Genomic DNA, 16,336 nt, shown 5'->3' on the forward strand with positions numbered 1-16,336 from the left:
TTTATAAATTAACCGGCTCATATCTATCTTAATAATGTAACTGTACCTTTTCTAACCACTGTTGTTCCGTCTGTGAGCTGGGCTTCTACCATGTACACGTACACACCTATCGGCTGGTTCACACCTCTAAAAGTTCCATCCCATCCGTTTGCAACATTATCAGACTGGAATAATAACTGCCCCCATTGCGTGTAGATAGACATTTTTGCACTCGCAATCGTATTTCCATAAATTAAGAATACATCGTTTTTACCATCATTATTTGGCGTAAAAGCGTTTGGAATGTATATCTGGTTTCCTAGTGGATTGCTCGCCTTACCCGTTACTGGCGTTGAATTTGCACTTGTCTGGCAATCTAGCTGACCTTTTGCCCTTACAATAATGGTAACCGATTGGTCTGGTTTTAAACCGATTGCAAGATATGTTGTACCGGTTGCAGCCTGCCAGGTTAATCCATTATCTGTTGAAACCTCGTAACCTGTAGCACCATTAACCGCTGCCCATGCAAAGGTTACACTATTTGGTGTGGTAGATTGAACCACTACCGATGGTGCTATTAGTACTGGAAGTACATTTACGGTAATCGCAGTTCGGGTAGGACTAGCGCAACCACCAACAGCAATACTTTCTACGTAGAAAATGGTTGTTGCTGTGATATTTGGTGTGGTAAACGTAATGCCCTCACCAATTGAAGTCCCGTTTGAACTTGTAGTGTACCATCTGTAAATTAAGCCTGCAACCGGATTGTTAACGGTTAAGATGGTATTACTACCTGCGCAGATGGTTCCGTTTGCCGGCGTTACTGAAGCAGGAGCCACAGGCACTGGTAAAGCGATAACATTTACCGGGGTTCTTGATGATGATAAACATGACCCGTTAGCACCTTCAACATAATAGGTGATATTAGTGGTAACCGCAGGTGTCATAAAGATACTTCCGGTTCCAGCCAGCGAACCGCCAGTTGGTAAAGTATACCAGTTGTAAACAATATTTGCCTGAGGATTCGTAACCGTAAGCGCAGCTGAACTTCCCACACACACACTTACATTGGCAGATGCAACAGTCGGAACATTCGGTTTTTGATTGACTGTTACGGTAACCTTCACCCTGCCGCCGTTATTGTTGCAACCCCCTGCCCCAACCGCTTGCACATAATAATCAGTACTTGAATTGATGACAGGCGTAGTGTATGAAGTTCCGGTGAACAACAGGCTACCACCTGTTGCCGCTGTATACCATTCGTAGGTTACACCTGCTTGCGCATTGGTGATGGTAAGCGTTGTAGGCTCGCCGGCACAAATATTAGTTCCAGTTGTGGCTACCACCGGACTATTTGGAATGGCACTTACTGTAATAGCTACTGCTAATGCATTTGCTGCAGTATTTTCGCATTTGTTATCTCCGCGAACAGTTACATAATAAGTGGTATTACTGGTTAATGAAGGTGTTGTAAATACAGCTCCGGTAAATACTACTGTCGAGAGCGCCGCATTACTATACCAAGTAAATACCGGATTAGTTACGGTGGTGCTTCTAGCTGTTAATGTTGTTGTACCATTCGTACAAATCGTAGTTGAACCAGATACAGCAACATCAGTTGATACCGCTCTCGGATTAACCACCACTGTTACAGCCTTAGCATTTGCTGATGTATTTTCGCACTTGTTAGTACCTTTTACGGTCACATAATAAGTGGTGGTTGTGCTTAAACTTGGTGTTGTAAATATCGGACCAACAAAAGCTACACTGGTTAATGAAGCATCATTGTACCAGGTAAATACCGGACTGGTAACAGTAGTTGAGCTGGCATTGATGGTGGCTGTACCAGAACCGCAAATGATTGCCGGAGTAGAAAGCGTAATGTCAGCAGCGGTAGCAACTTCATTCACTGTTACCGTAACCACTTTAGCTGTTGATGCTGAACTTTCGCACCTGTTACTGCCTTTGATGGTTAAATAATATCTGGTAGTAGCATTTAATACTGGTGTGTTAAATGTTGCACCAACAAAAGCAACCGATGTTAAAGCAGCATCGTTGTACCAGGTAAATACCGGGTTGGTTACTGTTGTGGTACTGGCTACTAATGATGCATTTGAACCTGCACAAATCGTAACATCGCTTGCAGCAACATCAGCTGCGCTGGCAACTGGCGTTACAATTACTGTTATTGGTTTCGCAGTCGCTGCAGTGTTTTCACACCTGTTATCACCCTTAATGGTTACATAGTAAGTGGTATTGGCCGATAGTACTGGTGTTGTGAATACAGCTCCTGTGAATACTACACTTGTTAAGGCAGCATCACTATACCAGGTAAATACCGGGTTGGTAACTGTGGTACTCGAAGCCGTTAAAGTTGTGGTTGAACCATTACAAACCGATGTTGTTCCGGTTGTAGTGATATCGCTTGCCAAAGCTACCGGATTAACCACCACTGTTACAGCCTTAGCATTTGCCGATGTATTTTCGCACTTGTTAGTACCTTTTACGGTCACGTAATAGGTTGTAGTTGCGCTTAAACTTGGTGTTGTAAATATCGGACCAACAAAAGCCACACTCGTTAACGAAGCATCATTGTACCAGGTAAATACCGGACTGGTTACAGTAGTTGAGCTGGCATTGATGGTGGCTGTACCAGAACCGCAAATGATTGCCGGAGTAGAAAGCGTAATGTCAGTCGCGGTAGCAACTTCATTCACCGTAACCGTAACCACTTTAGCTGTTGATGCTGAACTTTCGCACCTGTTACTGCCTTTGATGGTTAAATAATATCTGGTAGTAGCATTTAATACTGGTGTATTAAATGTTGCACCAACAAAAGCAACTGATGTTAAAGCTGCATCGCTGTACCAGGTGAACACAGGGTCAGTAACTGTTGTAGTGGTTGCTACTAGTGCAGCAGATGATCCGGCACAAATTGTAACATCACCAGCCGTAACATCAGTTGCGCTGGCAACTGGGGTAATGGTAACCACTACAGCTTTTCCATTTCCTGCAGCATTTTCACATTTATTATCTCCTTTAACAGTTACATAATAAGTAGTTGTTGTGTTTAATGCTGGTGTAGTAAATGTATTGCCAACAAAAGTAATGTTGGTTAAGGCGGCATCACTATACCAGGTAAATACCGGATTGGTTACACTTGGCGAACTGGCAGTAAGTGTTGCTGAAGCTCCGGCACAAGCAGTTGTTCCACCGCTTACAATGATATCAGTTGGTGTGGCAATTGGATTAACGGTTACCACAACCGCTTTGGCATCTGCAGCTGAATTTTCACATCTGTTGATTCCTTTAACCGTTACGTAGTAAGTAGTACTTGCAGTTAAATTATTTACAGTGAAAATCGGACCAACAAATGCTACGCTTGTTAACGATGGATCGTTATACCAGGTAAATACAGGTTGTATTACCGTTAAACTCGAGGCCACTAACAATGCAGATGAGCCTGAGCAAACCTGAGTATTGGCTACGGTAATGTCTGCAGCAGTAGCAAACTCATTAACGGTAACCGTGATGGCTTTGCCTGTATTTGGCAAGTTTTCACATTTGTTGTCTCCGCTTACTGTTACATAATATGTGCGACTTGCTGTCAATGCACCGGTGTTATACGATGCACCTGTAAAGACTGGCGTTGTTGCGAATGAAGCATCAGTATACCATCTAAATATTGGGTTGATCACCGTAGTTGATGATGCTGATAATGTAGTGCTCGCTCCGCTGCAAACTGAAGTCGTTCCACTTAAAGCGATATCCGAATCAGTTGCGTAAGGATTTACAGTAATGGTTATTGTTTTAGCCGTTGCAGCTGTATTTTCACATCTGTTACTTCCTTTAACTGTAACATAATAAGTAGTTGTAACATTTATCGTAGGCGTGTATGTGTCTGTAGTATTTACAACAGTCGTCAAACTGGCATCACTGTACCAGGTAAATACCGGATCAATTACGCCGTTAGCTTGTGCCCTTAATGAAACTGGTGCACCAGCGCAGATCGATGTAGGTCCTGTTAAAGTAATATCAGCGGCTACAGCAATCGGATTAAATGAAATACTTACTTCTTTTGCATTTCCTGCAGCGTTTGCACACTTGCCGGTTCCGCTAACAGTAACATAATATTTTGTAGCAGCATTGATGGTTGGTGTAGTAAACGTTGCGGTATTTGAAGCCACCAACTGGGTCAGTGCAGCATCGCTATACCAGTTAAATACCGCATTGGCAATTGAACTTGATGCCGTTAATGTTGCTGTTCCTGCTGAACACAATGAAATATTACCTGTTACGGTGATATCGCTAGCCAAAGCTGAATCATTAACCGTAATTGAAATCATTGTTCTGGTTGCGCTCGAACAGCCGTTTGCATTAACCAACTCAACATAGTAGTTTGTTGTTCCAACAGGTAAGTTTGCCGGAGTTAAAAACTTATTGTTATTGGTAACCAGTATATTCCCGACTGTCGGCTGATCGTACCAGTTATAGGTATTTCCAGCCACCGCTACAACACTCAGCTCAACTGGCGTATTTAAACAGGTGCTTAATGGATTGCCTGGAGTTGCGGTTGGTGGTGTAGGCGGTGGAAGAACAATTACCGTTGCTTTAACCTTAACCGTTTCGCAACCATTGGCATTAGCGGTTACAGAATATTCGTAAGTATTTGGCGTCAGCGTTGGATCGGTTGTAAATGTAGGCCCGTCTTTTCCTGCCTGATATACAGTTCCGGCATACCATTTATAAATGATTCCAGGTTGAGGATTTTGAACACTTAAAGTAGCAGCAGCACCTTGACACACACTTACATTGGTTGTGCTTAAAGTTGGCGCCACAATTGTTCTTTGCGCATAATCAAAGTTAATTGATGTTAAAGCACCTAACAAACCAGCGTTTAATCTTAACTCTACTTCATCAAACTGACTTGTTGGAATAATGGTTAGTATACCGGTATTGTTTCCGGCTAATAATCTTAAGCTGATTAATGGATTTGAAACCGTCGTAACATCGCCATTGCTGCTTCCGTTTAAATAAGTAGTGACAGAAACGTTTGGCAATATGCCCAATGATAGCAACTGACCCGGAGTGGTAATTTTCAACCTTAAGGTATCGCCAACATTAGAAGCCGAAGGGAATTTTAATCTTTGGTAAACTGATGAACCTAATAATCCGACAGGAATTACCAAAGTTGATCCTGTATTCACATCGCCATCAATTGCATTGTTTGGATTAACCACGCCAGCACCAACTGCAATGCCAGAAACCCCATTTGTTTGTGAAATTGCCGCACCGCAAGGTGTAGGCACAGGGGTACCTGCAGGAATTACTGTAATATCAACACGAGCTCTTGTGGCCGAAGTACAACCACCAGGAATGGTCGCTTCTACGAAATATGATGTATTGCTCGATATTGGGGGTGTTACAAAATTACTTGTATTTGAATTTATTGTGGTGAATACCGGAATGGTTCCGGTTTCAGTTGTATACCAGTTGATTGTTACACCTGCGGTATTAGAAGTAGCAGTTAGCGCAGCTACGGAACCTGCAGTAATCGTAACTGATGATGGCGTAACGACAGGAACCTGAATGTTACCAATAGTAATGGTTGCTGTTGTTTTAGCAGATGCAGATCCGCAACTGTTTACGGCTTCAACACTGTATGTAGTATTTGTGGTAACATTAGTTACCGTGAACGTTGGGCCGTCAAAACCTGCCTGATAAACGTTTGCATTATCATACCATCTGTAAGTTGTTCCGGCAAGTGGGTTTTTAACCTGAAACACGACTGAAGTGTTGATACAAGTTTCCACATTAGGTGCCAACAACTCTGGTTGCACAGGAGCTGGTGTAACCGTTACATTTACAACGGTTCTATAGCTCACGCATCCTGATGCTGATACTGCCGCAACGAAGAATTTAGTGTCTGCTGTTAAAACAGGTGTGGTAAAAATAATACCATCTTTCCCTGTTAGATAAGTTCCAGCCGCATCATACCATCTATAAGTTAAGCTTGATGATGGATTACTAACTGTTAATTGAGTGGTTTGATTCTCACAGGCGGTTACATTTGATGAAAGCACTGTTGGCGCCACTAGTATGCGTTGCGCATAGTTAAAGTTAAGTGAGCTTAAAGCCGTTGCCAGCCCTCCGTTTAATCTAACCTCCACACCATCGAATGTTGCTGCTGGTACGAAAGTAATCAAGGCCTGGGTGTCACCGCTCAACAACTGAACGTTTAATAAACCGCTATTTAAAGTTCTTGAATCGCCATTGCTGGTCGTTCCAAGGTAAGTGGTAATTTGAGCATTTCCTAAAACGGCTAATGATAGTAATCTTCCCGGAGAAGATACCAATACCCTAACTGTATCGCCTAAGCGGGATACCGAGCCAAAACTTGCTCTTTGAAAAACTGATCCCCCTAAAGCACCTACAGGTAAAATTAATGATGATCCGGTTTGGGTATCGTTATCAATCGCTAAACCTGGATTAAATACACCCGCCAGTACGCCTAAGCCAACCACGCCATTGCTTTGTGCTGTTGCCGCTTCGCAAGGAACAGGATTTGGCGAACCACCAGTATTTACGGTTACTGTAATTTGAGCCCTGCCTAAAGAAGCACAGCCATTTGCAGAAACAGCCTCAACATAATAAGTTGTGCTTGCTGTTAGTGATGGTGTTACATAAGTCGGACCTACATAAACTGGCATGGTTGCCGTTGCCGAGTTATACCAGTTGAAGGTTACATTGGCTTCAGCTGAAGTAGCTGTTAAAATTGCGGTTTGTCCGGGTGCTATTGATGATGAACTTGTAGTTAATGTAGGTAAAGCTGGAGCTGGGTTCACCGGCACCAATACCGTTGCTCGGCTAGCGCTTACACAATTTCCTTGAGATGCTTCAACATAATAAGTTGTATTTGCCGTCAGCGCTGGTGTAGTCACCGTTGCACCAGTTAAAACCGCAGTTCCACCGGTTTGCGCAGTAAACCAATTGTAAGTTACGCCGGCAATTGGATTGGTAACGGCTAATGTAGCCGGGCTTCCGGCGCAGCCCGCAGTTACTGTTGCTACTGCTGGCGTGGCCAATGCAGGTGTAACCGTTACGGTAACCGGAATTCTTACCGGATTTGCGCAAGTTGCTCTTGATACCTGAATGTAATAAACTGTAGTAGCTGTTAAGGCCGGAGTTGTGAAAGATGCACCGGTAGCCAACTGAGTACCAGCGGCATCATACCAGGCGATAGCAGTTCCGCCATTTGCGGTAGCGGTTAAAGTTGCAGTAGCACCTGAGCAAATCGTTTGTGATCCTGCCGTAATCGTTGGCGCCGGATAGGTGATGGATGCACCGTAAACATCTAAGCTGGTTACCGCAGAAACCAATCCGCCGAAACGTACCTCTACCCGATCAAATGCTGCGCCTCCTAAAAGACTTGCAGCAAAACGATTTCCACTTAAAAGTTGAAGGTTAACCAATGATGAACCTAGTTGTACCGTTCTAACAACAGTTGTTCCGTTTAAGATTGTTACTGTGGTGTTATTTAGCAACTGTAAATCCAATAAACCGCCTGGTAAAGCTAAGTCTAAACGAACGCTATCAGTTGCTGTACCCGAAATCGGGAACCTTAATTGTTGAAATCCTGTTGATGCGACACCAACAGCTAAGGTAATTCTTGTAAAGTTATCTGGATTAGCATCTGTTGAATTTCCTGCTCCCGTAATTCCGCATAATACGCAGATTCCGGTGATGCCGCTTGTTTGGCTGTTGGCAGCATTACAGGCTGTGCCGCTTCCGGCAGGAATAACCGTAACTGTTACCGGAACACGACTTGCACTTACGCAACCATTGCTATTGGTGGTCTCTACATAATAAGTTGTTGTTGCATTTAATACAGGAGTTGTAAATGATGTTCCTGATCCCACCTGTGTACCGCCCGTAGCGGCGTCAAACCAGGTGATGGTATTACCTGCATCAGCAGTAGCCAATAAAGTTGTAGATTGATTTGGATTGATGACCTGATTATTGGTGGTAACCGTTGCTAACGTTGCTGGCGGGTTAATAGATACCGTTACTGTTGTTCTTGCACTTACTGCAGTGCCAGAAACAGCCTCAACATAAAAGACGGTTTGACTGGTTACAGCCGGAGTAAGAAATGTACCGTTATTATTGGTGGCCAGAGGTGTAGAGCCTGTGGATGCATACCAATTGTAAGTAACACCGGCAATTAAATTGCTCACTGTTAATGTAGCTGGTGAGCCTGAACAAACGGTCGCATTCGCCACTACCGGAGCAGTAACGTTTACCGTGATGCTGTAGCCCGTTGTTGCGACATTTCCACTTGCATCTCTTGCTGTTAACGAAATTGTATAATCGCCACCAAGGGTTGGTACACCTGTAATCTCTCTGGTATTGGTATTAAAGCTTAATCCAGGAGGGAGATTGGTGGCGATATAAGTATACGGACCAGTTCCGCCAGTAACGGCAGGCAATGTTTGCGTTGGATAAGCTGTTCCCACTATGCCGTTTGGCAATGTTGCCGAGGGAAGGTTTAAAGCTCCAATCACTTTAAGTGCATAGTTACCTGTTGCCGATCTGCCTTCACTGTCAGATACATTTACAGTAACCACATAATTTCCTGCCTGAGCGGGTACACCTGTGATTTCTCTGGTATTGACGTTAAAGTTTAATCCAGGGGGAAGATTGATCGCACTATATGTGTACGGGCCCACGCCACCAGTTGCAGATGGAATGGTTTGCGCCGGATAATTGACTTTTTCAGTGCCATCGGCTAAAGTAGCGGCCGGCAATGCTAGCGGGTCAATAATCGTGATGGAATAGGTCGTGGTGGCTGTTTTATTCGTGGCGTCGGTTACCGTTACCGAAACAGGGAATGTACCAGATTGTGTTGGTGTGCCTGAAATTTCTCTGGTTGCTGGGTTAAATGATAAACCAGCTGGTACACCTGTTGCAGAATAAGTGTACGGTGTGGTTCCGCCTGTGGCATTAGGAATAGTTTGGGTTGGATAAACCATACCATTTGTTCCGTTTGCTAGCGTAGCAGGTGGCAATAATAAAGGATCGGTAACTTTTAAAGTATAGTTTGAAGTAACAGAATATCCGTTAGCATCAGTAACAGTTATTGGGATAATATAATTTCCAGGTTGTGTAGGTATGCCCGAAATTTCTCTGGTTGTTGGATTGAAACTTAATCCCGGAGGTACACCAGTAGCGGAATAAGTTATCGGACCAGTACCACCAGTAGCTGCAGGGATGGTTTGTGTTGGATACAAAGTTCCGGCAACGCCATCTGGCAATGCGCCCGGCGCCAATGCCAATGCCGGTGTTACAGCGAAGGTAAAAATTGCTGTAGTTGAGCAGTTTTTAGTATCGGTTGCGATAACTGAAAATGTTGGATTTCCTGTAGCAGTCGGCGTTCCGCTAATCAAACCTGTGTTTGATAAAGATAAACCTGCAGGCAAAGTACTACCCGAAGCTAAGGCATAGGTAAAACCAGGTGTACCGCCTGTTGCAGCTGGCAATTGTTTGCTGTAAGGAAATGATATACTGGCATTGCTTAAAGTTGTTCCGTTAAATACGATAACCGGATTTACGGTAATGGTTACCGGAGTTCTAGTTGGGTTCGAACAAACCGTGCCGTTGATTAATTTATTAACCTGAATGTAATAGGTTGTAGTTGATGAAAGCGCTGGTGTTGTAAAATCTCCACCATCGGGATTTAATACCGTTGCACTTACCGGACTATCAAAATAGCTAACGGTTGTTCCGGTTACCGGAGTAACCGATAGTTTTGCTGTAGCGCCTGCACAAATAGCCTGTGCACCAGAAACAATAGCAGGGTTTGGATAAATTTGAGTTGCACCATAGATATCTAAACTGTTTAATGCAGAAACTACGCCGCCGAAACTTACTTCAACGCGATCGTAAGTTCCTCCCGCAGCTAAAGTATATGCAAATCTGCCTCCACCCAATAAGGTGAGCGATAATAATCCGCCACTAATCTGAACCGATTTCACCTGAGTTGTTCCGTTCAAAACCCTAACGGTAATGTTATTTAAGACATTAACATCAGCCAGGCCACCTGGTAAACCCAGGTTTAAGCGAATACTATCCGTAGCAACACCAGGGTTCTGGAAAATGAGTTGTTGCAATCCTGAAGCTCCCACGCCTACCCCTAAGGTTAATCTGGTAAAATTATTCGGATCAGCATCAGTAGAATTACCCGCCCCGCTAATGCCGCATAAAATACAAATTCCATTTATCGCTGTAGTTTGACTTCCTGCGGCGTTACATGCGGTGGTACCTGATGACGGAATTACTGTAACCGTAACGGGTACTCTTGATGTACTTGCACAACCCGCTGCACTCGTAGTTTGAGCATAATAAGTTTTTGTTGCTGTTAGTTGAGGTGTTGTAAACGAAGCGCTGCTGCTTACCGGACTACCACCTGTTGCAGCCTCATACCAGGCAATGCTGTTTCCTGCATCAAAAGTAGCGGTTAAGGTGGCGGTTTGTCCGGAGTTAATGGCAATATTGCTAGCGGCTATTGTAGGCAAAGTTGCCGGCGGATTTACCGAAACCGTAACAGCAGTTTTTGCACTTATGGCCGTTCCCGAAACTGCATCAACGTAAAAAGTTGTTTGTGAAGTTACAGCAGGTGTGGTAAAACTGCCTGTAGTATTGCTTTGTATTGGCGTATCGCCCGTAGGGCCGTATAAACGATAGGTTATGGTGATGTTCTGCGGGCTGTTGCTAACCGCTAGTGTTGCACCAGAACCGGCGCAAACTGTTGTTGAGGCAACAATTGGTGCACTCACATTTACATTGAGCGTGTAGGTTGTGGTGGCATTGTTACCAGCTGCATCTGTTGCCGTTAGCGAAATTCCATAAGTACCTCCAACTTCAGGGGTACCTGAAATTTCCCGTGTAACCTGATTAAAGGTCATTCCCTGTGGCAGACCTGTAGCCACATAGGTATAAGGCTGTGTTCCGCCACTTACTGCCGGTAAAGTTCTATTTGGATAAGTTGTTCCAACCGTTCCATCGGCTAAGGTTGCCGATGGCAGGTTAAGCGCACCAATCACTCTTAATGGGTAAGAACGACTTGCTGTTCTTCCACCGCCATCTGTTACCGTAACTAAAATGGAATAGTTGCCGGCCTGAGCTGGCGTACCTGTAATTTCGCGGGTGTTTGGATTAAAAGTTAACCCTGCAGGAACATTGGAAGCCACATAAGTATAAGACCCTGAGCCTCCCGTTGCCGGAAGAATTGTTTGCGTAGGATAAATCACTTTTTCATTACCATCTGCAAGTGTAGCAGGTGGTAATGCCAATGGATCAAGTACGGTTATCGAATAAGTATTAGTAACTGTTTTTCCATCAGCATCTGTTGCGGTAACCGAAACAGGATAGGTACCTGCTAAAGTTGGCGTTCCGGTTATTGTTCTGGTACCAGGTGCAAAAGTTAATCCTGGCGGCAAACCTGTTGCAGAGTAAGTATACGGAGTTGTACCGCCCGCAGCCGAAGGAATAATTTGTGGTGTATAACCTTGTCCGGTAGTACCATTTGCTAAAGTTGCAGCAGGTAAAACAAAAGGATCAGTCACTTTTAGGGTATAATTTGAAGTGATGGTATTTCCATTGGCATCGGTTACCGTAACCCGTACAATATAATTACCAGGAACAGTTGGCGTTCCTGTAATCTCTCTTGTAGTTGGATTAAAAGTTAATCCTGCAGGAACATCTGTGGCGACATAGCTATATGGTCCGGTGCCTCCAGCCGCAACAGGGATTGTTTGCGTCGGATACAAAACATTTGTAATTCCATCGGGTAAAGCACCTGGCACCAATGTTAAAGGACCTGTTACGGTAAGTGTATAAGCGGCGGTAAGGTTACATCCTCGGGTATCAGTAGCTACAATAGAAAAATTATAGTTGCCAGGTACCGTTGGTCTACCTGCAATATCTCCTGTTGACGATAATGTTAAGCCTGCCGGCAGCGTACTGCCAGATGCCAACGCATAAGTAAAACCTGGGGTTCCACCTGTTGCAGGCGCAATTTGCCGATTATAATTGGTTCCGCTAGTTGCATTGGTTAAGGTAGTAGCACTGAAATTAATTATAGGATTTACAGTAACTAGCGCAGGCACTCTGGCCGACTCCGTTGTACAGGTTAATCGCCTTGCCGCAACATAGTACGTTTTGTTGGCTGTTAATCCTGGCGTTTGATAAGTACCGTTAAAAGCAACAGTGGCTAAAGGACTTCCACCCTCTGCCGCCTCATACCAAATGAGTTCGTTGGTATTTGCCGTGGTTGCGGTTAAACTTACAGGTACATTATAACATGCGGCAAAAGTATTGCCGTTCGGGCCTGTAAAGGTTGGCCTCCCGGCAGAACGTGTAACACCATAGATATCAATTGCTTGCAAGACGTTAACGCCTACAAGCGAATTCAGCGTAATTTTAACGCGGTCATAAGCCCCTCCCGGAGAAAATGGAATCGTAACGATGGATCCGTTATTAAGTAAGCCAAGTAAATCAAGGCTCAATAAATTGGGATTTATATTCTGAACGGCAACCACTTGTGTGCCGTTATAAGTGGTTACACTTATATTGTTTAGTAAACCAAGATTTAATAATGACGGAGTGGTTTTAAATCTTAAATTAACATCATCCGTTGGATTTGACAGACCAGAAAAATAAAAAACCTGACTGGCGGTACCGCCAACTGCCAATATACCCAAGCTTAACTGCGAAAAATTATTGGGATCGGAATCAATGGCTCTTTCCGTATTAATCCCCCCCGAATTTCCAAGTTTTAAAGCATCAAGTGAAATACCTGTACCTTCATAACTGGTAGCCAGCGCCTGTGCACAAGGGTCACTTCCTGAAAAATGAAGTGCATAATACACTTTAGTATTATTGTTTGTTCCAAGCAACAATGCACTAGTAGCATCGCGAACAAATATGCGATCGTAAATTTGGTTTGGTGTAATCGCAATGTAGAATTTACCCGCAGCATCTTTAATTAAACGAAGATTATTACTTGAAAACTGCCCGGCACTCGAACCCTCCAGCACGGTTTGGCCTGATGAATTTCTAGCACCAACAGTAAAACTATGATTTCCCAAAGCAACGTTGCCCACAACATTAGCCAGTAAACCACCTAAATTCCCCCCCAATAACGCATTCAATAAATCAGGATCAGAATCAATTCTAATGTAAGCCGTTGTATTTGCCGCTACATTTGAGGGGAATTTCAATTCCAGTTCTCCTTCATAACGCCCACCCCCGAGTAGTAGCCCTCCGTACGAATTTACCTGGGCAAAGGTACTTTCATCAGCATTGGTCGCATTAGTGGGATTGTCGACATTTGAGCTTGCGCTAACACTATTTGCATAAATTGATGTTTGCGCATACGATTTCGAATTTAAGAACGTTAATAAAATGATGACTGCAAATGTTAGCACATTGCAGATTATTCCCTTGAAGGAACGAGAGGTAAAAGTTTTCATCATGTCAGGCGTAATTTGGGATGATTTGTTTTTTGCAGGCGTTCACGATTTTAGAGTAGATGTAAACACTACGATGACAAATCTACATTTCGGATAGACTTCTATTCTATCCATTCCTATTCATTGTTTGGCTTGTTCTTTCATTCATTTTATTCATAGCGCTAATTGTTACGCATTTCATTTCCTGTATTGTGAAAATTTGATGACATTAGCGTAGTCATCCCATAAATTAATGAACGCTAACGAACTCCTTATTGAGCTCAGGAAGTTTGTACTTATCAAATCAGGGTTAAGAAACATCGATCCTGCACATTGTAAAGTAATTTCTGAGTATGTATTCCAGGACACGAAAAACTACGTTAGTGAAACCACTATAAAAAGGTTCTTCGGTTTTGCCAATACGCTGCATAAGTTCTCTCTTTTTACCTTAAACAGCCTCTCACAATACATCGGCTATGCCGACTGGAATGCCTTTTGTAAAGAAAAAGAGAATCAAATTGTCCCCTCGCAAAGTATTTGGCAAACCATTAAGCTCACAGCTAAGTCTATTACAGAATTGGCACTGGTTGCCAAGAAAAACAACTCAGGGGTTCCATTTAATTTTACAGCCAACCGAAATTTTTACTATCCCGATTTCGATTATTTCTTAAAGAATAATTATCAGTTTACGACTATAAGTGCACAACCTGGACAAGGAAAGTCTATATTGATTGCGCACATGGTAGAACATTTTTTTTATGCTGAACAAGCTTTATATAAAAATGACATCATTTTGCTACTCAATGTGAATAGCATAAATACCATCATTCAAAATGGGCTTTCATTAAAAGATTGGTTTCTGAAAGAGTTTAAATTTGAAAGTCTTAGTGCTTTAGTAAGCTATTTTAAAAAACATCCCGATAAAAGAGAGGGAAAAATTGTTATTGTTGTCGACGGAATTGACCCATTCCTGGCCAGAACTGATTTTTTTAAAATATTTGTTGATTTCCTTTATAGTATTGAGGAAAATAGTTTTTTAAAGTTGGTGTTTGGTCTTCGAACCAATACCTGGGTAAATCTACAGCCCATTATTACGGGTTCAGCCTTCTTGACCAAAAACTGGTATAATGGCCTGTTCTATGACATTGATGTGCTTGATAATGTTCCGCCATTAAATGCCGAGGAAATGTTGGGTATCCTTAGTCATCTTGAAGAAAAAGATGTAACCCAGGAGGATGTTCACCCAACGCTTTTGAAACAGTTAAAATCTCCCTTTTGGCTACAGGTTTATTTTCAGTTAAAGAATGAAAATTTTTCGCTTGAATTAGATGATCCACTTTTATGCTATGAACTGATTAATTACTTTCTGGAGAAGAAAATCTTTCTGGCGAAAAAAAGTACTGAAAAGATCTTCCTGCTTAAAAAAATCAGTGAAAACATTTCTAAAGGTAATAAAGGGCTTCGCGTAGCTAAAGAAAACATCCTAGCCTATATTAATGACTATCCTGATGCCTACGACGAACTCCTGTATGATGGGATCCTAATTCAGGAAAAACGGTTAAGTACTGCTATCCCTACAGAAGTAGTTCGTTTCCTGAACGATGATATTTACACCTATTTTCTGTTTATTCAAATTACCGAAAAATTTAATTACAAACCGAGTGCAGCGTTTTTTGAGCATATTTTAGAACACTACACCACAAAAACGTTAATCAGAAATCACATTTTAAACTGGTCTATCAGGTTTTGTATCAATAGAAATGAAATTTTGGAGTTGAGAAACATTCTGAAATTGCCTTTCACAAATGAAGAAAAAAACGACTCGTTTGACTTTATCTGCAGTGTATCGAAATATGAAATAAGTAAGCCTAATTCTAATTTCAATAAACAAAGTATCAATATGGATTTTATTGATATTTTGGCTAATGGCAGAACGATGAGCCCATTATATAAAGAAACCGTAAAAGCGATTTCTGATAATGTGCTCAACGAAGATGTTCAGATCATGCTATTGGTTATTGAGTGTAACATTGCACTCATCGACATTGACAAAACGCTTTTGGTTAATGCCATGCAATCGTTAAAAAGGCACTATAAAAGGTTGACGGAGTTATTTCCGATTAACCCTTATGATTTAATTTTATACTTCCACAACAACCTGATTGGCAAACCAAATGAAAGTAAAACACTTGAAGAAAAAATTATAAGCCTTTGCCAGCAAATTGATAAAAGCGAACCCTTACGAAACAGTCAAATTACCACGACAGAAGTGCTCTCGTACCGGATGGTGCTGCTTACCCTTTTTGCACAAAAAAATTATGCCGAATGCCACCGGTTCATCATGGCCATTTTAAATAGGTATCCGAATATTTTCTACGTACGGTATTCGGTATTCTCCCCCTTCTTGTTGCTTCACCTGGGACAAACTTATTTAAAACTTAATTACTATAAAAAAGCAAAGCGGATTATTGAGTTTGTAGAAAAGATAATTGAGTGCGATTACACTTACTATACCAACTTTATTACCGTTGGCTTTAGTGTTTTTAAGGCAAATTTTTATAACTGTACGCATAACTATGAACAAGCAGTTGTAGAAACCGAAATGGGAATAAAAATGGCCAGCCAGGAAGACTTTAAAATTTATGAGATTGCTCTGCAGTTACTAAAAATAGATTCATTAAAACATTGCGATCGCCCGGAAGAAGTTTCGAACGCAATTAAACAGCTTTTTAATTTTTTATCGTTACATAAAATTTCATTACCTGAATATAGTAACCTGAATAACTTTGAGTTTGATCAGACTTTTAAAGTTTTGAAATCCTATAAAAAATAAAATGTCCTGTTGGTTT

The 16,336-nt window shown here is 42.2% G+C and carries 2 protein-coding genes; one reads left to right on the forward strand and one right to left on the reverse strand.

The features are described from left to right. Positions 1 to 23 precede the first annotated feature (23 nt). Positions 24 to 13,511, reverse strand: coding sequence for a putative Ig domain-containing protein (locus tag R2Q70_RS01035; RefSeq protein WP_316805832.1), 13,488 nt, complete (start codon positions 13,509 to 13,511; stop codon positions 24 to 26). Between the two features lie 229 nt (positions 13,512 to 13,740). Between R2Q70_RS01035 and R2Q70_RS01040 the strand changes: the two genes are divergently transcribed. Next, a complete protein-coding gene (locus R2Q70_RS01040) occupies positions 13,741 to 16,320 on the forward strand; it encodes a hypothetical protein (protein WP_316805833.1) in 2,580 nt (859 codons plus the stop codon). Positions 16,321 to 16,336: the final 16 nt, after the last annotated feature.

The organism is Pedobacter agri (genome assembly GCF_032678665.1).
GTDB classification, from domain to species: Bacteria; Bacteroidota; Bacteroidia; order Sphingobacteriales; family Sphingobacteriaceae; genus Pedobacter; species Pedobacter agri_A.

Bases quoted from the DNA above. Each gene is read 5' to 3' on its own strand.
- R2Q70_RS01035 (WP_316805832.1), bottom strand. From the start codon at position 13,511: ATGATGAAAACTTTTACCTCTCGTTCCTTCAAGGGAATAATCTGCAAT.
- R2Q70_RS01040 (WP_316805833.1), top strand. From the start codon at position 13,741: ATGAACGCTAACGAACTCCTTATTGAGCTCAGGAAGTTTGTACTTATC.